The sequence below is a fragment of the Streptomyces sp. NPDC005898 genome, from assembly GCF_040629635.1.
In the GTDB taxonomy this organism is placed as follows: domain Bacteria; phylum Actinomycetota; class Actinomycetes; order Streptomycetales; family Streptomycetaceae; genus Streptomyces.
This window is the reverse complement of record NZ_JBEXWC010000004.1, coordinates 326,796-347,968: the sequence shown is the minus strand read 5'-3', so window position 1 is coordinate 347,968 and position 21,173 is coordinate 326,796. Positions and strand designations below refer to the sequence as shown.

Genomic DNA, 21,173 nt, shown 5'->3' with positions numbered 1-21,173 from the left:
CACTCCGGTGAGTAGACCCGCGGTAAGGGGCGGCGAAAACTAACCACCCCCACCCCAGCACAGTCCCCGCACCACCTCGGCAGTACCTCCGCAAGCCCCACAGCAGGACCGTTTCGCCCGCCCGGCCCCCCACAGTTCCGCACCCTGAGACGAGTTGGAGCACGCATGCCCCAGCACGTACCGTCCTCGCTGCGCGCAGCCGCCCCGCGGCACGCGCAGCGGCTCCCGGCGCCTCCCCCACAGCCGCGCCGGATCGTCTTCCTCGCCCACCGTGACCTCGGCAATCCGGCCGCGGGGGGCTCCGAACTCCTCGTCGACCGGCTGGCCGACGGGCTCAGCAAGCTGGGCCACCAGGTCACGCTGCTGTGCGGCGGGCCCGCGGCCCACCGCGACTACCGCGTGGTCTCCGCCGGTGGCGACCTCGGTCACTTCCTGCGGGCGCGGACCGCTTTCACCCGCCGGATCGGCGACTGCGACCTGCTGGTGGAGGTCTGCAACGGCATGCCGTACCTGGCGCCGCTGTGGCACCGCGGGCCGACCCTGTGCCTGGTCAACCACGTGCACACCGATCTGTGGGGGATGCGCTTCCAGGGCGCCCTCGCCCCCGCCGCCCGGCTCGGGCGGCGACTGGAGCACTGGGCCCTGTCGGGCGCGCAGCGCGGCAACCTGCTCGTGGCCGTCTCGCCGTCGACGGCCACGGCGCTGCGGGCGATCGGCGTGGAGCGCGAGCGCATCCGCGTCGTGCACAACGGCGTGGAGGAGCCGGGCCCGCTGCACGCCCGCTCCGACGAGCCCTTGTTCCTCGCGATGGGCCGCCTCGTGGAGTACAAGCGGATCGATCTGCTCCTGCGGCTGTGGGAGCGGGTCAGGCCCGTCACCGGCGGCCGGCTCGTGATCGTCGGCGACGGCCCCGAGCGGGCCCGCCTCGAACAGCTCGCCGGTCCCGGTGTGGAGTTCCGCGGCCATGTCTCCGAGGCCGAGAAGCACCGGCTGCTCTGCGAGGCCTGGATGCTGCTGCATCCCTCGGCAGTGGAGGGCTGGGGCCTGGTCATCACCGAGGCGGCGACCCGTTCGACGCCCTCGGTCGGCTTCGACGTCCCCGGGGTCCGCGACTCCATAGCGGACGGCGTCACCGGTCTCCTCGCCCGCGGCGAGAGTTCCTTCGCCGCCGCCTGGTGCACGCTGGCGCTCAGCGCCGAGCGGCGCAGGGCGCTGGGCAAGGCCGCCGGCGAGCGGGCCGCGCAGTTCCGCTGGGGCAACACCGTCCGCCAGTTCCAGGCGGTGGCGGCCGAGGCGGTCGCCGCCCACCACACGCCCGCCGGGCCCGTCATACCCGCGCCCGCCGGGCCGCCGACCGCACAGGGGACCTGAGTGAAAGACCCGTCCCTGCGCCGTTCCGCCACCCTGTTCCGTGCCTTCCTGCGTGAGCAGCAGGACCCGGAGCGCTGCTACACCCTCCTCGCGAAGGACGCCGCCGACCAGGTCGAGGCGCACGTGAAGGTGAAGGACCGCGTCGTCGTCGACATCGGCGGCGGAGGCGGCTACTTCACCGAGGAGTTCCGGCGGCGCGGCGCGCAGTCCTACCTCTTCGAGCCCGATCTCGCCGAGATGAAGGCGTCCGGCACCAAGCCCCCCGAGGGCTCGGTGCTCGCCGACGGCTATCTGCTGCCGCTGGCGGACGCCGTCGCCGACGTCACGTTCTCCTCGAACGTCCTGGAGCACGTCGACGACCCGCAGACGTTCCTCAGCGAGATGGTCCGGGTCACCAGGCCCGGCGGGCTGATCTATGTCTCGTTCACCAACTGGCTCTCCCCCTGGGGCGGCCACGAGTGGGCGCCCTGGCACTACCTGGGCGCCGAGCGGGCCCGCGCCCGCTATGAAAGACGTACCGGAAAAGCCGCGAAGCACACCCTGGGCGAGAACCTCTTCGCCCACCACGTCGGAGCGACCCTGCGCCAGGTGCGGGGCCGCTCCGACGTGGTCGTGGTGTCCGCGCGCTCGCGCTACTGGCCGTTCCTGGCCGGGGCGATCACAAAGGTGCCCGGTGTGCGCGAGATCGCCACCTGGAACCTCCTCCTCATTCTCAGGCGGTGTCCATGACCACGGTCCAGGCCCCACCCCCGGCCGCCGTACGGCCCACGACCGCTGCCCCTGAACCCTCGCGGGGGCCGCGCTCGCGGCGCTGGCTGCTGGGGTTCTGGGCCGTGGCGTTCGTGGCGTTCCTCGCGGTGAGACCCGGGCGGATGACGTTCGACACCAAGCTCGGTGTCACCGTCGACCCCTGGCAGTTCCTCTCCGACCTCGGTCAGCTCTGGCACGACCGGGGCGGCTTCGGCGGCATCCAGGACCAGTACGTCGGCTACGCGTTCCCGATGCTGCCGTTCTACGGCCTGGCCGACCTCGTCCAGCTCCCCGTCTGGCTGGCCGAGCGGCTGTGGCTCTCGCTGATCGTGAGCGCGGCCTTCTGGGGCGCGCTGCGGCTGGCCGAGCGGCTGGGCATCGGCAGCCGGCACAGCAGACTGCTCGGCGCGGTGGTGTACGCGCTGTGGCCGACGTTCACCATAGTCGTCGGCTCCACGTCGGCGGCCGCGCTGCCCGGCGCGGTCCTGCCGTGGGTGCTGCTGCCGCTGACGAACGAGCGGATCAGCGCCCGCCTCGCCGCCTGCCGCTCGGCGCTGATCATCCCCTGCATGGGCGGGGTGAACGCGGCGGCGACCCTCGCCTCCCTGCTCCCGGTGGCCCTCTATCTCCTGTCGCGCCCGGGCGGGCCGCGCAAGCGGAAGCTGATCACCTGGTGGGTGCCGGGCGTCATCCTGGCCACCGCCTGGTGGATCGTGCCGCTACTCATGCTCGGCATCTACGGCGAGAACTTCCTGCCGTACGTGGAGAACTCCGCGACCACGACCGCCACCATGTCGGCCACCGAGACACTGCGCGGCGCCGGCAACTGGGTCGCCTACCTGAACTTCGGCGAGGCCTGGCTGCCGGCCGGCTGGACGGTGGCGACGGCCGTCGTGAGCGTCGTCTGCTCCGCGCTCGCCGCGGCCCTCGGCCTGGCCGGGCTCGCCCGCCGCGACCTGCCCGAGCGGCGCTGGCTGGTCCTGACCGTCCTGTCCGTCGCCCTGATCACGCTGGCCGGATACGGCGGCGCCCTCGGCGCGCCCTTCCACGAGAGCGTCCAGTCCTGGCTGAACGGCGGGCTCGTCCCCTTCCGCAACATCTACAAGTTCCAGACGGGCCTCGCGCTCGCCCTCGCCCTCGGCCTGGCGCACCTGGTGGGGGTGGCCGCGCAGGCACGCGGGGCCCGGCCGGTGCGGGGCAGGCGGTACGCCGCGCTGGCCGCCGCGGTCCTGGTGCTGCCGGGGCTGGCCTGGCCGTACCTCAACGGCTCGATCCTCCAGCCGGGTTCGTTCCAGAAGCTGCCCGCGTACTGGCAGACGACGGCCGACTGGCTGGAGAAGTACTCCCCCGACTCCCGTGCCCTCGTCGTCCCGGCGACCGCGCACGGCATCTACACCTGGGGCTCGCCCATCGACCAGCCCCTGGACGTGCTCGCCGACTCGCGGTGGGCGCAGCGCGACTACGTGCCGTTCGGCACGGCGGGCAACCGCCGCGCGATGGACGCGGTCGAGCAGGCGCTGATGACGGGCGGCAAGGTGCCGGGCCTGAGCGACTACCTGACCCGGGCCGGGCTCTACTACGTCGTCGTGCGCAACGACCTCGACCCCGACCAGGTCGGCCATGTCCCGACCTCGACGGTCAAGCGCACCCTGGAGGAGTCCGGCTTCAGCCGCGTCACCGGCTTCGGCCCGCAGACCACCGGCGGCACCATCCCGGCCGACACGCCCCTCCAGGTGGAGGGCCTCTACCCGCGCCAGCGCGCCGTGGAGATCTACGCCCCCGGCGACAGCGCCCGGCGTCCCGGGCAGGCCGGCCTGAAGCCCGTCTCCAACACGGCCGTCGTCAGCGGAGGCCCCGAGTCGCTGCTGCCGCTCTCCGCCGACCCGTCGATGCGGGACCGGCCGACCGTGCTGACCGGCGACAACCACCCGGGCGTCGGTACGCCGGGCCTGCTGGCCGTCGGTGACGGACTGCGCCGCGCCGACACCCGCTTCGGCCTGGTCAACTCCAACACGTCCTACACCTACACCCGCGACGAGCGGAACGCGCCCGACGCCGCCCAGGACCCCGGCAAGAAGCCGCACCAGATCCTGCCGACGGACGGCGTCGAGCACCAGACGACGGCGGAGCTGCGCGGCGCCAGGTCGGTGACCGCCTCCTCCTACGGCAACTGGCTCTTCCACCTGCCGCAGTACGACCCGGTGAACGCCTTCGACGGCAACCCGGCCACGGCCTGGGCCGAGGGCGGCTCCGGTTCGCCGGACGGCGAGTGGATCAAGGCCGAGTTCAACGCGAAGATCAACGTCCCGGCCGCGTTCCGCGTCACCCCGCTGCCGCAGGACGGCGTGCGGGCGGCGCCCACCCGGGTGCGCGTGGAGACGGAGCGGGGCTCGGTCACCAGCTCGCTCAGGAGTGACGGCACGGCGCAGCGCGTCAAGGCCCGTCCGGGCACCACGAGCTGGATCAAGATCACGATCGTGGACACCGAGGAGGCGCGCCCCGGCCTGACCGGCGCCGGCTTCTCGGAGATCAGCCTGCCGCAGGTGCGCGTCACCAAGCTCCTCCAGCTGCCCGCCGACGCCCAGAAGGTCACGGGCGCCGAGGCGACCACGTACGCGCTGCACCGCTCGTCCGACCCGAGCGCCCTGTCGCCGGTCAACGCCGAGTCGGGGCTGCACCGCCGCTTCACCACCATGGGCGGCGGCGAGTACGAGATGAAGGCGAGCGCGGTGGCCGTGCCCGGCACCGAACTCGACGAGCTGCTCTACAAGGTGGCTCCCGAGCAGCGGCAGCAGATCATCGCGACGGCCGACTCGACGGCGAGGCTCGGTGAGGGCCTGACGCCCCGCAACCTCACCGACGGCGACCTGACCACGGCGTGGATCGCGGGCGACACCAAGCGCCCGGTGATCCACCTCAGGTGGCCGGGCAAGCAGCCGGTGGGCGAGATCGTGCTGCCCGCCGCGGGCGGCCTGTCCACCCGCCCGCAGAAGATCGAGATCAGCTCGCCGGACGGCGCGGCGACCGCGGGGGTGGACGAGAACGGCAACGCCCGGTTCGCGCCGATCACCACGGACCGGATGGACATCACCATCACGGAGACCGCTCCGCTGACGGTCCACAACCCGGTGGCCGACGACAACCTCCAGCTGCCGGTGGGCCTCACCGAGGTCTACGTCCCCGCGCTCGACCAGTACCGCACGCCGCGGCCCAAGGCCTCGCAGCGCTTCTCGCTGCCCTGCGGCCAGGGCCCGATGGTGTCGGTCGACGGCGAGCTGTTCGAGACCGCCGCCCAGGGCAAGGTCCGCGACCTCACCGAGCGCCGCCCGGTGGAGATCAGCCTGTGCCAGCGGGGCAAGAAGGACACGGCGGTCCGGCTCGACGCCGGCGCGCACAGCGTCGAGACCGGTGACGCGGGCCCGCTGACCGTCATGGACGCCTCCCTGACCCGGGGGACGCCCGGCGCGGTGGACGAGACGGCCCGCGAGCTGAAGATCAAGGACTGGCTGGGCGACCGCCGCGAGGTGAGCGTCGGCGCGGGAGCGGCCTCGTACCTGACGACGTACGAGAACGTGAACGACGGCTGGAAGGCCACCCTCGACGGCAAGGAGCTGACCCCGCTGCGCCTCGACGGCTGGCAGCAGGGCTGGCTCGTGCCCAAGGGCGAGGGCGGCACGGTCAAGCTCACCTACGAGCCCTCGCGGATCTACGAGATCGGGCTGATCCTGGCCGGTGTCGGCGTGCTGGCCCTGGCCGGGCTGGTCCTGGTGCGGCGCCGCGAGCCCAACACGGACGCCGTGGCGCCCGCGCCGCCCGCCCCGGGCCCGGTCCTCGGCACGGTGGCGCTGACGCTGGTCGCCGCGGTGATCGCGGGACCGTTCGCCCTGCTCGTCCCGGCGCTGGCCCTGCTGGCCTGGTGGCGGCACACGCTGCTCGTCCCCCTCGCGTTCCTGGCGATGGCGGGCGCGGGCGTCGCGGCGGCGACCGGGGCCGGCGAGTCCGCCGACGCCGACGCGGGGGCGTTCGGCCCGGTGGCCCAACTCCTCGCCCTCATCGCGCTGTTCGCGGCGCTGGTGACCGTAGGGGAAAGGGAGCGGCACACGCCGTCCGACGACGCCGACACGCTGGTGTACGGACCGGACGGCGGACCCGCCCCGGGGCAGCCCGCGCACCCCGCCGGGCCCCCGCTGCCGCACCGCGAGCACGGCGGCACGCACACCCCGAAGGCGCCGCCGGCCCCACCGGCCCCGGCGCACCCCGGGTCGGGCCCCACGGTCTCGGCCCGTGGACCCGAGCCGGCCGGGCCCGCCCCCGCGCCGCAGGACGACGCGACGGTCCGCTTCCCGCGGCACGGGCGCCCGCCCACCCCGGAAACAGGAGAAGGCACGCAGCGATGACCGCACTGGAACACCCGGCACGGCGTGCGGACGGCCCCGGCCGGCCGCCCGCGCGCGTGCCGTTCCCCGTCGTCGACGAGGTCTCCCGGCACTGCCTCCAGGAGGAGGAGCCGGAGACCGTGCACATCGAGGTGCACCTGCCGGGCACCCCCGACCCGGCCCGGCTGAAGGCGGCGTTCGCCGAGGCCCTGCGCCGCCACCCCCGCATCCTGATGCGGGAGGCGCGGGGCCCCTGGTACCGCCGCCGCTACGAGTGGGAGCTGACCGCCGAGCCGGACACCGAGGTGGTGACCTTCCCGGCCCCGGAGCCGGACGCCCTCAAGCGGGCCCGCGAGCGGGCGCTGGCCAAGGCGCCCTCCCTCGCGGCCTCCCCGCCCATCCGCCTGGAGGTCGTGGCGGCCGAAGCGGGCCTCGCCTCCCGGCCGGAGCCGGGCCCGGACACGGCGGCGGGGCCGGGCTCGGTGCTGTTCCTGACCGTCAACCACACCGCGCTGGACGGCCCCGCCTGCATGCGGGTCCTCGCGACGGCCGCCGAGATCTACGCGGGCGAGGGCGGCTCCCCCGCACCGGTGGCGCCCCCGCCCACCCGCGCACCGGAGCGCCCGGGAACCGCCGCCCAGCCCCCGCCGGACGCGCCCTCCGGCTGGGCGCCGCCGGCCAGGGTGCTGCGGGGCACGCCCGAGCCCTCGCCGGGCAACGGTCTGCTGGTCGACGAGCTGCCCGTGCCGCGCCGCCCGAAGGGCTCCCCGTTCACCGTGAACGACCAGCTCATGGTGGCGACGGCGCTGATGATCTCCCACTGGAACCGGGAGCACGGCGCCCGGCCGCGACCGCTGCGCATCACGATGCCGGTGGACGACCGGCCCCGCGACGCGACCATGCCGATCGGCAACGGCACCCGACTGGTGGAAGTGCCCTTCGGCGCGGCCGAGTTGGCCCACCGGGAGTGGACCCCCGACGCCATACACGACCTGCTGCGCCGCACCTCCGACCGCACCCGTGCCCTCAAGGCGCTGCCCCGGCCGCAACTGGGCCACGGGGCACGCCTGTTGACGGCCCCGGTGCTGCCGGTCACCCTCCGGGCGGCCGTCACGCGGGGGCTGCGCCGGGCGGCCGCGCCCTGGACGTCGACCACGCTCTTGAGCAACATCGGGCGGGTGCCCTACCCCCTGGACTTCGGTGACGCGGGGCGCGCGCACGCCGTGTGGTTCTCCGCGCCGGCGCGCCTGCCGCGCGGCCTCACCGTGACCACGGCGTCCACGGCGGGGCGGCTGCACGTCGCCCTGCGCTGGTCGAAGACGCTGCTCGGCCCCGGCGACGGCGCGCACCTGCGGGACCTGTTCGAGCACTATCTGCACGCCACCGAGCAGACGGAGCGGCCGGCGCGCACCGAGCGCACCGAGCGCGCCGGGAGCGGCGGACCCGACCCCGCGCCGCCCGGGAAGAGCGGAGGGCCGAAGTGACCGCCACGACCAGCGGGCGCCGCGCCGGCCTGCGCGACTTCTACGAGGATCCCGCCGTGCCGGTCGCCTCGGGCGACGCCCGCAGCCTGCGCCAGGCCCGCATCCTCGCCGACGCGCTCGGCCCCGCCACGACCCGCACCGCCACCGTCCTGGACATCGGCTGCGGCGACGGCACGGCCGCCGCGACCGCGGCCCCGCTGCTGGCCGGCCACCGCGTGATCGGCGTGGACTGGTCCCAGGACGCCCTCAAGCGCGCGCACGCCCGGCTGCCGTACGTGGTGCGCGGGGAACTCACCGACGGGGGGCTGCCGTTCGCGACCGGAGCGGCCGACGCCGTCCTGTTCAGCGAGGTCATCGAGCACCTGGTGGACCCCGACAGCGCGCTGGACGAGCTGCGACGCGTCCTCAGACCGGGCGGGCACCTCATGCTGTCCACCCCCAACCTCGCCGCCTGGTACAACCGCGGGCTGCTCCTGGCCGGGGTGCAGCCGGTCTTCTCCGAGGTGAGCCTGCGCGGCATCCACGGCCGGCCGGGCAAGGAGGTCGTGGGCCACCTGCGGCTGTACACGGCGCGCGCGCTGCGGGAGTTCGTCGCGGCGAGCGGTTTCGAGGTCGTACGCCTGTCCGGCGCGCCCTTCCACGGCGTGCCGCGGCCGCTGCGCGCCCTGGACCGGCTCGCGTGCGCCGTGCCCAGCGCCTCCTCCATCCTGCTGCTGCACGCCCGAAGGACCTGAGCCCGATGTGGTGGGGTGTGGCCGCGGCGCTGCTCGCCAACCTGCTGTACAGCACCGGGTTCGTCCTGGAGAAGCGGGCGCTGACCACGATGCCGTCGGTCAGCGTCCGCAACCCGGCCCGGCTGCTGCGGCAGGTCCTCGGCAGCCCGCTGTGGATCGGCGGCTCGCTCGCCCTCGCCGCGGGCTTCGGCGCCCAGCTCGCGGTGTACCGCACGCTGCCGATCGCCGCCGCGCAGGGCATCTTCGTCTCCGGCCTCGTCCTGTTGCTGCTCCTGTCCTCGGTGCTGCTCGGCGAGCGGACCTCGGGGCGGGAGCGGTACGCGGTCGCCGCGATCCTCCTCGCGCTGCTCATGGTCGTGCTCTCCCTGGACGAGGGCGACGACACGGTGAGCCGCGGCGCGCCCGTGCCGCTGGTCCTGACCGTCTGCCTGCCCTCGCTCGCCGCGGGGCTGTGGCTGTACGGGGCGGCGGAGCGCCGGGCCAGGCACCGGCACCGCATGCCGTCGGCGGGCGTCGAGTACGGCGTGGCGGTCGGTCTGCTGTACGGCGTCAGCTCGCTGGCCATCAAGGGCGTCTCCAGCCATCTGACGACGCGGGACATGGGCGGCGCGCTCGTGGACCTGCTGCGCTCGCCGTACCCGTACCTGCTGCTGTTCACCGGCGCGTTCGGCCTGGTCATGTCGCAGGCGGCGCTCCAGCGCTGCCGGGCCTCGCTGATCGTCCCGGTGTGCACCACGGTGACCGCGCTGTTCACCGCGGTGCTCGGCACGCTGGCCTTCGGTGAGGCGCTGCCGCACGAGCCGGTGCGCCTGGCCCTGCGCATCGCGGGCACGGTGCTCGCCGTGTCCGTGCTCCTCGTCATGCCCAAGCACGACGGGTCCCCTCCCCAAGCCTCGCCCCCGACCAAGGAGTTGACTGGCGGATGAACGCCGACGACCCGCTGCTGAAGATCCTCGCCTGTCCGCTCGACAAGGGCCCGCTGCATCTGCTCGCCCCGGCGGAACCCCTCGTACCGGAGGAGGCGCTCTACAACCCGCGCCTGCGCCGCCGCTACCCCGTGGTCGACGGCATCCCGCAGCTGCTGCCCTCCTCCGGCGAGCAGGTCCCCGAGGACGAGCACGAGCAGCTGCTCAAGCGGATATCCCTGTGACGGGGGGTGTACCGGTGGCGGCCCGTTCACTGGTACCGGTGAGCGGCCCCGCGGCGAGGAGCCGTCCGTGACGCTCGCCGCGCGCCTCGCGCCCTACGTCCCCGACCGCCTCATCGCCTCGCTGGCCCGGCTCGTCTATCCGCGCTTCGAGCTGGAGCTGGCCCGCCTCGGCGACCTGTGCCCCACCGGCTGCGGCACCGCCGTGGACGTCGGCGGCTGGTACGGACCCTGGTCGCGCCGCCTGGCCTCGCGCGCCGCCCGGGTGGTCACCGTCGAACCGGTGCCCCGCCTGGCCCGGCTGCTCGACTCCAGCACGCCCGGCAACGTCCGCGTGGTGCAGGCCGCGGCCGGCGACCGGAACGGCACGGCCCGGCTCTGGCTGCCGCACGGGGACCACGGCGAGCGGGGCGTGTCGTCGCTGGTCCGCCGCGACATCCACGCCACCGCCGTCGACGTGCCGTGCCTGACGCTGGACGGCCTCGGCCTGCGGGACGTCGACTTCGTCAAGATCGACGTGGACGGCAACGAACTGCCGGTGCTGCGCGGCGCCGAGGAGCTGATCGCCCGCGACCGGCCCGCCCTCTTCATCGAGCTGGAGTGCCGCATCCAGCCGATCGCCCCGATCGTGGACCTCCTCACGCGACGGCACGGCTACCGGGGCTGGGTCCTGCCGGACGACACCTGGCTGCCGCTTGCCTCCTTCGACCTGGAGGCGCACCAGCGCGCCACCTCGTACGTCGTCTCGCAGGGCCTGCTGCGCCGGGTGCTCACGCCCCGCCGCCCCCGCTACGTCAACTCCGTGCTGTTCCTGCCGGAAGGCCGCCGCCCGGGAGCGCGCGCGGTGCGCGACGATGGGGCGCATGCCCGCTAGCCCGTCCTCCGCGCCCTTCACCCCGCTGGACTTCCAGCTGGTCCTGCTGCGCCGCATGGCCGACCACAACCCGGACCTGGTGGAGGACGCCCGCCGTGCGCTGGGCGCCTCCGTCGCCGAGATGCGCGAGGCCAACCGGCGCTGGCAGGCGATGTCCCGGGGCCCGCGCTCCCGGGGCGCCGCGGCGCGCTACCGCTCGGTCCTCGGCGCCCCGGAGTCCACCGCCCGCCGCCGGATCGGCGACCTGGAGTGCGAGGCGCTGCGGTGGCCGGTGCCGCTCTGGCCCGACCTGCGCTTCGAGGTGCTGCGGGCGCCCGGCGGGGCGGTGTGGAACGAGTGGCTGGTGCGCGCCCCCGGGGCGCCGGGGCCCGAGCTGCGGACCGTGGACGACCTCGCCCCGTGGTCGTGCACGGTCGACGAGGCGGCCCGCGCCTTCGCTCCCGTGCGGCCCATGGAGGGCACGGCGCCCACGCGGTGGGGGCTGGCCTTCACCGCGCCGGACGCGGGCGGCGAACCGCGCCGCTGCGTGGCGGAGTTCACCTGGGGGCTGCTCCAGCGCGTGGGTCACGAGGTCATGCCGCCGCCTTGATGATCTGCTCCGTGACGAGGGCCAGGGAGGGGGAGTGCGGGTGCACGGCGAGGAAGAGGTTGGGCTCGACCAGCTCCAGCTCCATGAGGACCGGCTCGCCCTCGGGCCCGTCCACGAGGTCGACGCGGGCGTAGAGCAACTCGGGCGATCCCGGCACCGCCGCCAACGCCCGTTCCGCGACGTCCAGTTCGGCGTCGGTCGGCTGCCAGGGGCGCAGGTCGGGGTGCGGTGTCCTGTCGGCGTCGTAGGCCGTACCGGGCGTGAGCACCGCGCCCTTTTGGACGGCGTGCAGGAACTGGCCGGCGAAGAAGACCAGGGCGCGTTCGCCGGTGACGTCGATGCGCCCCATGTAGGGCTGCACCATGGCGGTGAGCCCCTCCGCGTGCAGGTGTCCGATGTGGGCGAGGGCGTCCGCGCGCTCCTCGGCGCGGTAGCGGGCGGCGTCCCGCGCCCCGGCCCCGGAGGCCGGCTTCACGACGAACTCGCCCGCGTGGCCGGGGAGGTCGACGCGCTCGCCGGGCGCGCAGTAGTACGTCGGCACGGTGGGGACGCCCGCCGCGGCCAGGTCGCCGAGATAGCGCTTGTCGGTGTTCCACCGCACGACGTGCGCGGGGTTGGCGAGCCGGGTGAGCCGCGCGCACCGCTCGGCCCACGCCACGTACTCCGCCGCGCGCCGGCTGTAGTCCCAGGTGGAGCGGATCACCGCGAGGTCGAACGCGGCCCAGTCGGCGCCGGGGTCGTCCCACCCGACGACGTGGACGTCCGCCCCCGCCTCGCCGAGGGCGCGCGCCAGGTGCGGCAGGTCGTGGTCGTGGGTCGGCTGCGGGCGGCAGGTCACCAGGGCTATCCGGGGGCTGAGCACGGGCGGGGGCTCCTCTGCTTGCGCGGCTGCGGGCCGGTTCGCGGGCCCTGGTGGCCGACCGTACAGAGGCCCTGCGGGCCGGCCGTGCGGAGGCCCTGGGGGCCGGCCGTGCGGAGGCCTGCGGGCCGACCGTGCGGAGGCCTGGGAGCCGACCGTGCGGAGGCCTGGGAGCCGACCGTGCGGAGGCCTGGGAGCCGACCATGCAGAGGCCTGCGGGCCGGCCATGCAGAGGCCTGCAGGCCGGCCGTGCGGGGCCCTGCGGGCCGACCGTGCGGGGCCCTGCAGGCCGACCGTACAAAGGCCCCGCGGGCCGACCGTACAAAGGCCCCGCGGGCCGACCGTACAAAGGCCCCGCGGGGCGACCGTGCAAAGGCCCCGCGGAGCGACCGTGCAAGCGGGCCGGATACGTACGGGGGACGCCCCCGCCCATGTTCGACCCTCCCAAAATCCGCTTATGATTCAGCGGTGTTCGATTCACGGCACATCAGGACGTTCCACGAGGTGGTCCGGGCCGGTTCGTACTCGGCGGCCGCCCGTTCCCTCGGCTATACGCAGCCCGCGATCACCCAGCAGATGAAGGCGCTGGAGCGGTCCGTCGGGACGCCGCTGTTCACCCGCGTCGGGCGGCGCATGCGGCTGACGGAGGCCGGGGAGGCCCTGTCGCGGCACGCGGGGATCATCCTGGAGGACATCTCCGCCGCCCAGCGGCAGATGAACGCGATCACCCGGCTGAGGTCCGGGCGCGTGCGGGTCTGCGCCTTCCCCAGCGCCAACGCCACACTCATCCCCGAGGCCCTGGCCCGCCTGGCCGCCGGGCATCCCGGGGTGCGCGTGGAGCTCCTGGAGGACGAGCCACCGGAGTCGCTGCGGCGCGTGGTGCGCGGCGAGTGCGACATCACCCTCGCCTTCACCTACCCCGGCCTGCACGAGGAGGTGCCCGAGGAGCTGGCGGAGATCCCGCTGATGGAGGACCAGCTGACCGTGCTGCTGCCCACCGGGCACGCGATGGCGCGCCGGCGTTCGGTCAAGCTCGCCGAGCTGGCCGAGGAGCGGTGGATAGCCGGGTGCCCGCGCTGCCGGGCCAACTTCCTGCACGAATGCGCCGAGCAGGGCTTCGCGCCGGACATCGCCTTCACCACCGACGACAATCTGGTCGTGCAGAGCCTGGTCGCCGAAGGCCTCGGCATCGCGATGATGCCGGGCCTCGTCCTGAACTTCCTGTGCCACCGCAAGGTGACGGGCCGCGCCCTGGACCCCGCCTCGCGGCGCAAGGTCTCCGCGTACGTCCTCAAGGACCACCTGCGCATCCCGGCGACCGCCCTCGTCCTGGACGAGCTGACGACGGTGGCGACCAACCGCGTCGGCTGCTGAGGCCGACGGCTGCTGAGCGTGCCGGATGCTGAGCGCGCCGGATGCTGAGCGCGCCGCCCCTGGGGCGGGCGCTTCCATAAGCGGAAGTTGCAGGGATGCCAAACAACTGTCGTTGGACGTGATGGTTCGCGCGGCGCGACGCTGCCGGTATGACCACTCCGACCACGTACCGGGCCGCCCGGACCACAGAGCGCCTCGCCGCCCTTGTCGCCGACGTCCGCGAGGCCGTCGGGCGGGGCCTGCCCCCCGACCTGACCGCGTACCTGGTCGGCGAGCGGCTGGCCCCCCACCTCGGCACCGCCGACCTGCTCACCGCCGAGCAGTGCGAGGGCGATCCCGACCGCTACCGCCAGCACGTCCTGCACGCCGAGAGTGACGGCAGCTTCTCGATCGTGGCCCTGGTCTGGCTGCCGGGCCAGCGGACCTCCGTGCACGACCACGTGTCGTGGTGCGTCACCGGCGTCCACGAGGGCGAGGAGCACGAGCGGCGCTACCGCCTCGTGCCCGCCGCCGAGCCCGGCGGGAGCGGCCGCCTCGTCGCCACGGAGGACGTCGTCAACCCGCGGGGCTCGGTGTGCGGGTTCGCGCCCCCCGGCGACATCCACCGGGTGTGGAACGCCTGCGGCACCCGCGCGATCTCCCTGCACGTCTACGGCGCCGACATAGCCCGCCTGGGCAGCAGCGTCCGCCGGGTGTACGAGCTTCCGGCCAACCGGTGATGGCCCTCCTCGGCGAACGCCCCAAATCCCGTACGCGACAGGCCCCTCCCCCGGCCGCGCACAGGCCCGGTAAGTTCTCCGGACTGGCGCTCGCCGCGACCGGCGTGGCCGTCGCCTGGGGCACGCACCGGCTCGTGCCCGGCGTCCCGATGCTCACCGCGGCCGTGGTCCTCGGCATCGCGGCGGCCCATCTGCCGGGCGCGGCACGGCACTTCGTACGTGGTCACGGCAAGGCCGGTCTGACGTTCGCGGCCAAGCGGCTGATGCGGGTCGGCATCGTGCTGCTCGGCCTGAAACTGGGCCTGGACGACGTGCTCGGGCTCGGCTGGGCCTCGGTCGCGATGGTGCTCGGCGTGGTCGCCGTCACCTTCCTCGGCACCTGGTGGCTCGGCCGCCGCATGGGCCTGCGCGGCGATCAGCCGCTGCTCATCGCCACCGGCTACTCGATCTGCGGCGCGTCCGCGATCGGCGCGGTCAGCGAGGCGTCCGGGAGCGACGAGCGGGACACGGCCACCTCGGTGGCCCTGGTGACACTGTGCGGGACGCTCGCCATCGCCGTACTGCCGCTGCTCCAGCACCCGTTGGGGCTGACCGACGCGGAGTTCGGGCGCTGGGTCGGGGCGAGCGTGCACGACGTGGGGCAGGTCGTGGCGACCGCGCAGACGGCCGGACCCGGGGCGCTCGGGGACGCGGTCCTGGTCAAGCTGATGCGGGTCGCGCTGCTCGCGCCGCTGGTGGCGGCCGTCGCCCTGTCGGTGCGGGCGCGGTCACGGTCGCGGTCCGACGCCGCGGGCGGGGCCGCGGGAGTCTCCGTGGGCGCCAAGCGGCCGCCGCTCGTGCCGCTGTTCGTCGTCGGGTTCCTCGCCATGGTCGCCCTGCGCACGACCGGCCTGCTGCCCGGCGGCGTTCTGGACGCCGCGCAACTGACGCAGGAACTCCTGCTGGCGGCTGCCCTGTTCGGCCTCGGCAGCGCGGTGGACCTGCCGTCGCTGACCCGCACGGGCGGCCGGGTCGCGGCGCTGGGCCTCGCGGCGTGGGCCGTCATCGCCGGCATCTCGTACGTGGGCGTCATCCTGACGTACTGAGCGCCACGGGCGTATGGAGCACCACGGGCGTATGGAGCACCACCGGCCTGGCCGGCCCGCGTCCCCGGGGCGTGTCCCGAGGCGGACGCGTTCCGGGGCGGGCGCGTCACGGGGTCATTGGATGGGCTCGCGCATCTCCTCGCGGATGCGCAGGTCGTCCGCGCCAGCTCTTCGAGGTCGACGGCCTCCGGTTCCTGGACGGCGTTCTCCTCGGTGATCAGGCCGGCGCCCGCGGCCGTGTTGCCATCCCCTCAGGCACACATCGGCACGTCGCTCCGCGCACCGCGAGGGACTCCGCCCGACCACCGAGGGGGCCGGGCGGCGCCCTGTGTGAGACTGCACGTGCCCGAACCGGTCGAGCAGCCCCCAGAGGAGTACGAGACGTGGACCCCCTCTTCCCGACCCTGGCCGCCCCGCACGGACGTACCTCCGTGGCCGGGGAAGCGCTGCGCTTCGGCGACCGCGCGCTCAGCCACGGCGAACTCTCCACCGTGGCGGGGACGTTGGCGGTACGCCTGAGCGGGGCGGGCCGCGTCGCCGTCTGGGCCACGCCCTCCCTGGAGACCGCCGTGGGCGTGGTCGCCGCCCTGCTCGCCGGGGTGCCCGCCGTGCCGCTCAACCCGAAGTCGGGCGGCGGCGAGCTGGCGCACATCGTGGCGGACAGCGCCCCGTCGCTGGTCCTGACCGCCCCCGGCACGGAACTGCCCCCGGCGCTGGCCGAGGTGCCGCGCCTCGAAGTCGACGTAACCCCGGACGCGGACCCGGACACCGACCCGGACACCGACCCGGACGGACAGGGCACGGGCTCATGGGCCGAGCCGGACGACCCCGAGGCCGCCGCCCTGATCGTCTACACCTCGGGCACCACCGGCCCGCCCAAGGGCGCCGTCCTGCCGCGCCGGGCGATCGCCACCACGCTGGACGCCCTGGCGGACGCCTGGGGATGGACCGCCGACGACGTCCTGGTGCACGGCCTGCCGCTGTTCCACGTGCACGGCCTGATCCTCGGCACGCTGGGTCCGCTGCGGCGCGGCGGCTCGGTGCGCCACCTGGGACGGTTCAGCACCGAGGGCGTGGCGCGCGAGCTGGGTTCCGGGGCGACCATGTTGTTCGGGGTGCCGACGATGTACCACCGGATCGCCGAAGCCCTGCCCGGGGAACCGGAGTTGGCGAAGGCGCTGGCCGGGGCGCGGCTCCTGGTGTCGGGCTCGGCCGCGCTGCCGGTGCACGACCACGAGCGCATCGCCGCCGCCACGGGGCGCCGCGTCATCGAGCGGTACGGCATGACGGAGACCCTCATGAACACCAGCGTCCGCGTGGACGGCGAGCCGCGCGCGGGCGCGGTCGGGGTGCCGCTGCCGGGCGTCGACCTGCGCCTGGTCGACGAGGCGGGCGAGGAGATCCCGGTGGGCGATCCCGAGGCGGTGGGCGAGATCCAGGTGCGCGGTCCGAACCTGTTCACCGCGTACCTGAACCGCCCCGACGCCACTGCCGCCGCCTTCGCGCCGGGCGGCTGGTTCCGCACCGGCGACATGGCGGTGCGGGACACCGACGGCTATGTGCGGATCGTCGGCCGCAAGGCCACGGACCTCATCAAGAGCGGCGGTTACAAGATCGGCGCGGGCGAGATCGAGAACGCGCTCCTGGAACACCCGGGGGTGCGGGAGGCCGCGGTCACCGGGGAGCCGGACCCCGACCTGGGCGAGCGGATCGTGGCGTGGATCGTCCCCGCCGACCCGGGGACCCCGCCGTCGGCCGAGGAACTGGCAGGCCATGTCGCCGACCGACTCGCCCCGCACAAGCGGCCGCGGGTGGTCCGCTACCTGGAGGCGCTGCCGCGCAACGACATGGGCAAGATCATGAAACGGGCGCTACGGAGCTGAGGCCGACCCCGCCGGAACCCCGCGAGGCCGCCCCCTCGAAGTGTCGCCAGGCGGTACCACCCCCACCGCCCGCACGATCTCCTGGGAGACGTTCCCGCCCCGGTCATCGCTCGCCGACGCCCGCAGCGAGACGGAGTCGGCACCGCGCGGCACCTTCAATCTCCCCTGCCAGGAGGCCCCGCCCTCCCGGTCCAGCGCGACGCCCCGCCACGACTTCCCCTCGTCGTACGACACGGACAGCGCGCCGGCGCCGACGGTCCCGGTGTCCGCCGCCCCCTTGACGTACTCGGCGAAGATCCGCACCGGGATCGTGCGCCCGCCCGGCACCTCGCCCGCGAGGGAGGTGTCGACGTCGAAGCCGAGGTTGAGCAGCGGCAGGCGGGTCCCGCGGTCCTCCGGAGTCCGCCGCGAGCGGAAGGTCCACTCCGTGTGGCCCTTCGTGGCGAGCCGCCACCGCGCCGGGTCGAGGCTCGTGTCGGTGACGACCGTGTACGTGCGCTCGGCGGGGTCGGCCCCGTCGACGTACACGCCGGCCCCCTCGCCCCCACCGACGCGGACACCGTCCACGAAGACCTCGCTGACCTGCGACATCGTCGGCTCGTTCCACACGTCGCCGAAGCCGGTGTGGTCGGGCCCGGAGTCGCCCCAGCCGGGCACGTTGAACTCCAGGCTGTCGCCGCGGCGCGTCTGCCCCCAGCCGAGGCCGGTGCCGAGCCAGGGGTGCAGCACCGGCTTGAACCAGTTCAGGCCGGTCCGTACGCCCCCCTCATAGGTCACGAGGCCGCCGCGCTCCTCCAGGGCGCCCGGCCCCACGGAGACGGCCTCGTGCCACAGCTGCCCCGCGCCCGCCGAGACGTACTCCGTGCGCGTCGCCGGCAAGTCGATCTTCTCCTGGAAGCCGATGCCGATCGGGAAGGTGTCGGTGAGCGAGTAACGGAACTCGCCACCTTTCGCCGGCCGCACCGCGTGGAACTTCGCGTCCAGGACTGCCAGTTCACTCTTCCCCGGCCGATAGCGGAGATCCTCCGGAACGGCCTTCTCATGCCCCGCGGAGAGGTCGTAGAGGAAGGGCGTCGCGGCGGTCCCGGTGCTCTCGACCTTCGCGCCCGCCCGCGCCGCCGCGATGAGCCGGTCACCGTCGGCGGCGTCGACGGCGGCGATCTGCAAGGGCCGGTCGGCGTTGTCGTCCGTACCGAACCAGGCGTTGAGACGCCCGGGTTGACGATCCGTCACGAACAGCGCCGCGACCCCCGCGTCCTGCGCGGCCTGCCCCAGCCGGGCCGGGGCGACCTCGCCCGAGCGGCGCACGACGACGGCCTTGCCCCGCACGTCCTTGCCCGCGTACGCGTCCGGGGTGCCGTCGCCCGCGTCCACCAGCGCCCACCTGTGCCGCCCCTCGGCGAGGGTCCCGCCGGGTTGTGCGACGGCCTCGCTCAGGCCCTTGACCCGCAGCAGCGGTGCGCCGAGCCGCCAGACCGTGCGGAATTCGAAGGTGCCCTCGGTGACCTCTTCGGTGGGGGCGGCGAAGACGCTGTCGTACTTCACGGGGACCTGGACGGCGCCCTGGAGCGCGGCCCCGCCGGCCTTCCTGTCGTACTCCATCAGCAGCTGCCGGGTCTCGGTGCGCCGGCCGACCTCGGCCCGGATCTCCCGCAACCGCCGCCCGTCGAGCGTGACATGGCGGTCCCGGTCGAGACGGATCTGCGGGTCGGCGAGGAAGCCGAGCCCCAGCGAGTCCGCTCCCCCGGCGCCGCGCACGTCGAGGAACGAGGTCAGGGCGTACGTCCCCGGCTTCAGGCGCAGCCGCAAGGTCCCGGACGCGCCCACGGCCGCCGGGACGGGTTCGGCCCCCTCGGCGAGCCGCTGCACCAGGACGTCGGCGGGGACGGGCTCACCGCCCCGGTCCTTGACGTGGACGGTGAGGGTGTACCGCTCCTCCTCCTTGACCAGGCCGAACGCGGTGTGCGCGACGTCCCGCCCGGCGGCGCTCGCCACCACGGCGCCGCTGGTGTTCCCGACGGGCGCCCTCGTGCCGTCGCCGGTGACGGTGGTGGAGGCGGTGCCGTGCGGCGGGACGGTCAGGGTGGTGTCGCCGAGCCCGACGACCCCGTCGGCGGCGCCTCGTACCGTCAGGCCCAACTCGACCGGCGTATCACCGGAGTTGCGGTAGGTGAGCGTCCTCGTCACCGGTTCGCCGGTGTCGTACGGCCAGGCGTGGAAGCCGAGGTCGACGCTGCCGCTCGCGGTGACCCGCGCGCCGATCGCGCCGGGCACGGCGACCCGCCCCGCGCCCACCTCGTACGCCGACGCGTCGAGGCCTTCGGAGGTGGACATCAGGGCGTCCTTGAGCCGGGCGCCCGTCCAGTCGGGGTGCTGCTCGGCGAGCAGGGCGGCCACGCCCGCGACGTGCGGTGTCGCCATCGACGTACCGCTCATCTCCGTGTACGGGCCCTCCCCGCCGGTGAGCCGGGAGCGGGCCGCGAGGATGTCGACGCCGGGCGCCGACAGGTCGGGCTTGAGGGCGTGGTCGCCGAAGCGGGGGCCCTGGCCGGTGAAAGGGGCGGCGCGGTCGTCGGAGTCGACCGCGCCGACGGTCAGCGCGGAGTCGGCGGCACCGGGCGAGCCGATGGAGGAGGGCGCGCCGGCGTTGCCCGCCGCGACGACGAAGAGGGCGCCGGTCCGCTCGGAGAGCGTGTTCAGGGCGGTGGCCATCGGGTCCGTGCCGTCGCTCGGCTCCAGCGAACCGAGGCTCATGGACACCACCTCGGCGCCGACGTCCTCGGCGGCCCACTCCATGCCCGCGATGATCTGCGACTCGCTCCCGTAGCCCTTGTCGTCGAGCACCTTGCCGACGGCCAGCGAGACGCCGGGCGCGACGCCCCTCTCCTTGTGCCCCTCCGACGCGGCGCCGCTGCCGCCGAGGGTGGAGGCCACGTGCGTGCCGTGCCCGCTGCGGTCGGCGACCTCCTCGCCGGGGACGAAGCTCTTGCTCACGGCGACCCGGCCCTCCATGTCCGGATGTCCCTCGTCCACGCCCGTGTCGAGGACGGCGACGCGCACGCCCTTGCCGGTGAGCCCGGCCGACCAGGCCGCGGGCGTGCCGATCTGCTCGTTGCTCCGCGCCATGTCCGCGCGGACCCGGCCGTCGAGCCACACCTTGTCGACGCCGGACGCCTTGTCGCGCACGGCCCGCCACAGGGCGCCGGGCTCCTCGACGCGCACGGCGACGCCCGCCACGCTCGGCAGGGACCGCACCTTCTCCACCCCGCGAGGCAGGCGGACGCCGGCGCCCCACACGGTCTTCCGGTACGTCACGATGAGCGGCGCCGCCGCCGGCGTCCGGCCGCGCCCGGCGGCCCCCTGCCGGATCAACTCCGTCACGTCGAACAGCCGCTCGTCCAGCACCCCGGAGCGCAGATACGGTCGCGCCTCGTCCGGTACGACGGTGATGTGACCGCCCGCGATCCGGCTCCGCACGGCACCCCCCGCCCCGGCGGGCCGCTCGACCCCGACGGTCCGCCGCCCACCGGGCAGCCGGGTGACGGTGACCTTGTCGCCGGTGACGAGGGTGACGGTGTGGATGGGATGGGGGGTGCGGCGGGCGGAACGGAGGGTGCGGTGGGCGGAACGGGGGGTGCGGTGGGCGGCGGCTGTGGCTGGGGCGCGGTGGGCGGCGGCTATGGCTGTGGCTGCGGCTGGGGCGCGGTTGGCTGCGGCCACGGGGTCGTCGCCGACGGCGCCGGCGGTGGCGGTGGCGGTGGCGGCGGTGGCGGTGGCGGTGACACCCTGCCCGCCGGGAACCAGGGCGGCCATGAGCCCGACAACGCTGACAACGCCCACGACCCCCACTCTTGACCGTCCGGGACCTCTGGCCATCGACCGCCGCCTCTCTCCCCGCCCCCGGGCGGGACCGCGACCCGAGACTGAA

15 protein-coding genes are annotated in these 21,173 nt (G+C 74.7%); 13 read left to right on the top strand and 2 right to left on the bottom strand.

Annotated elements, in window-relative coordinates; translation table 11 throughout:
• Window positions 1-165: 165 nt before the first annotated feature.
• From ABZ385_RS08805 to ABZ385_RS08765, 9 genes are all read left to right on the top strand, one after another.
• Complete coding sequence (locus tag ABZ385_RS08805) at window positions 166-1,371, top strand: glycosyltransferase family 4 protein (RefSeq protein ID WP_358698130.1); 1,206 nt, start codon at window positions 166-168, stop codon at window positions 1,369-1,371.
• Window positions 1,372-2,100 carry a class I SAM-dependent methyltransferase gene (locus ABZ385_RS08800; protein ID WP_358590192.1) on the top strand — a complete coding sequence of 243 codons (729 nt, stop codon included), beginning with the start codon at window positions 1,372-1,374 and terminating at the stop codon, window positions 2,098-2,100. It abuts the gene before it with no gap.
• The gene (locus ABZ385_RS08795; protein ID WP_358910547.1) at window positions 2,097-6,518 is read left to right on the top strand and encodes an alpha-(1->3)-arabinofuranosyltransferase family protein; all 4,422 of its coding nucleotides are present in this window, start codon (window positions 2,097-2,099) and stop codon (window positions 6,516-6,518) included. Before ABZ385_RS08800 ends, ABZ385_RS08795 begins: the two co-directional genes overlap by 4 nt.
• On the top strand, window positions 6,515-7,981 hold the full coding sequence (locus ABZ385_RS08790; protein ID WP_358910545.1) for a condensation protein: 1,467 nt from the start codon (window positions 6,515-6,517) through the stop codon (window positions 7,979-7,981). The genes ABZ385_RS08795 and ABZ385_RS08790 overlap by 4 nt, the downstream gene beginning before the upstream one ends.
• Entirely contained in the window at window positions 7,978-8,715 is a 738-nt protein-coding gene (locus ABZ385_RS08785; RefSeq protein ID WP_358910543.1) for a class I SAM-dependent methyltransferase, read from the top strand. The genes ABZ385_RS08790 and ABZ385_RS08785 overlap by 4 nt, the downstream gene beginning before the upstream one ends.
• A 17-nt stretch (window positions 8,716-8,732) precedes the next feature.
• A complete protein-coding gene (locus ABZ385_RS08780) occupies window positions 8,733-9,641 on the top strand; it encodes a hypothetical protein (protein WP_358910604.1) in 909 nt (302 codons plus the stop codon).
• Window positions 9,638-9,865 (top strand): Trm112 family protein, encoded by a 228-nt coding sequence (locus ABZ385_RS08775; RefSeq protein ID WP_358588483.1) that lies wholly within the window; start codon window positions 9,638-9,640, stop codon window positions 9,863-9,865. Before ABZ385_RS08780 ends, ABZ385_RS08775 begins: the two co-directional genes overlap by 4 nt.
• A 67-nt stretch (window positions 9,866-9,932) precedes the next feature.
• Window positions 9,933-10,736, top strand: a complete 804-nt coding sequence (locus tag ABZ385_RS08770; protein WP_358910541.1) for an FkbM family methyltransferase — start codon at window positions 9,933-9,935, stop codon at window positions 10,734-10,736.
• A complete protein-coding gene (locus tag ABZ385_RS08765) occupies window positions 10,717-11,325 on the top strand; it encodes a hypothetical protein (RefSeq protein WP_358910539.1) in 609 nt (202 codons plus the stop codon). The genes ABZ385_RS08770 and ABZ385_RS08765 overlap by 20 nt, the downstream gene beginning before the upstream one ends.
• Here ABZ385_RS08765 and ABZ385_RS08760 read toward each other — a convergent pair.
• Window positions 11,309-12,187: a hypothetical protein gene (locus ABZ385_RS08760; RefSeq protein WP_358910537.1), complete on the bottom strand. Its 879-nt coding sequence runs from the start codon at window positions 12,185-12,187 to the stop codon at window positions 11,309-11,311. The two genes, ABZ385_RS08765 and ABZ385_RS08760, sit on opposite strands and share 17 nt — an antisense overlap.
• Before the next feature lie 465 nt (window positions 12,188-12,652).
• On the opposite strand from ABZ385_RS08760, the gene ABZ385_RS08755 reads away from it, so the two are divergent.
• From ABZ385_RS08755 to ABZ385_RS08740, 4 genes are all read left to right on the top strand, one after another.
• Window positions 12,653-13,558, top strand: coding sequence for a LysR family transcriptional regulator (locus ABZ385_RS08755; protein ID WP_358588471.1), 906 nt, complete (start codon window positions 12,653-12,655; stop codon window positions 13,556-13,558).
• Window positions 13,559-13,707: 149 nt separating this feature from the next.
• Window positions 13,708-14,277: a cysteine dioxygenase family protein gene (locus tag ABZ385_RS08750; protein WP_358588469.1), complete on the top strand. Its 570-nt coding sequence runs from the start codon at window positions 13,708-13,710 to the stop codon at window positions 14,275-14,277.
• The gene (locus ABZ385_RS08745) at window positions 14,277-15,362 is read left to right on the top strand and encodes a putative sulfate exporter family transporter (RefSeq protein WP_358588467.1); all 1,086 of its coding nucleotides are present in this window, start codon (window positions 14,277-14,279) and stop codon (window positions 15,360-15,362) included. Before ABZ385_RS08750 ends, ABZ385_RS08745 begins: the two co-directional genes overlap by 1 nt.
• A gap of 383 nt (window positions 15,363-15,745) precedes the next feature.
• On the top strand, window positions 15,746-17,245 hold the full coding sequence (locus ABZ385_RS08740; protein ID WP_358910535.1) for an acyl-CoA synthetase: 1,500 nt from the start codon (window positions 15,746-15,748) through the stop codon (window positions 17,243-17,245).
• Here ABZ385_RS08740 and ABZ385_RS08735 read toward each other — a convergent pair.
• Window positions 17,234-21,085 carry a S8 family serine peptidase gene (locus ABZ385_RS08735; RefSeq protein ID WP_358910533.1) on the bottom strand — a complete coding sequence of 1,284 codons (3,852 nt, stop codon included), beginning with the start codon at window positions 21,083-21,085 and terminating at the stop codon, window positions 17,234-17,236. The two genes, ABZ385_RS08740 and ABZ385_RS08735, sit on opposite strands and share 12 nt — an antisense overlap.
• Window positions 21,086-21,173: the final 88 nt, after the last annotated feature.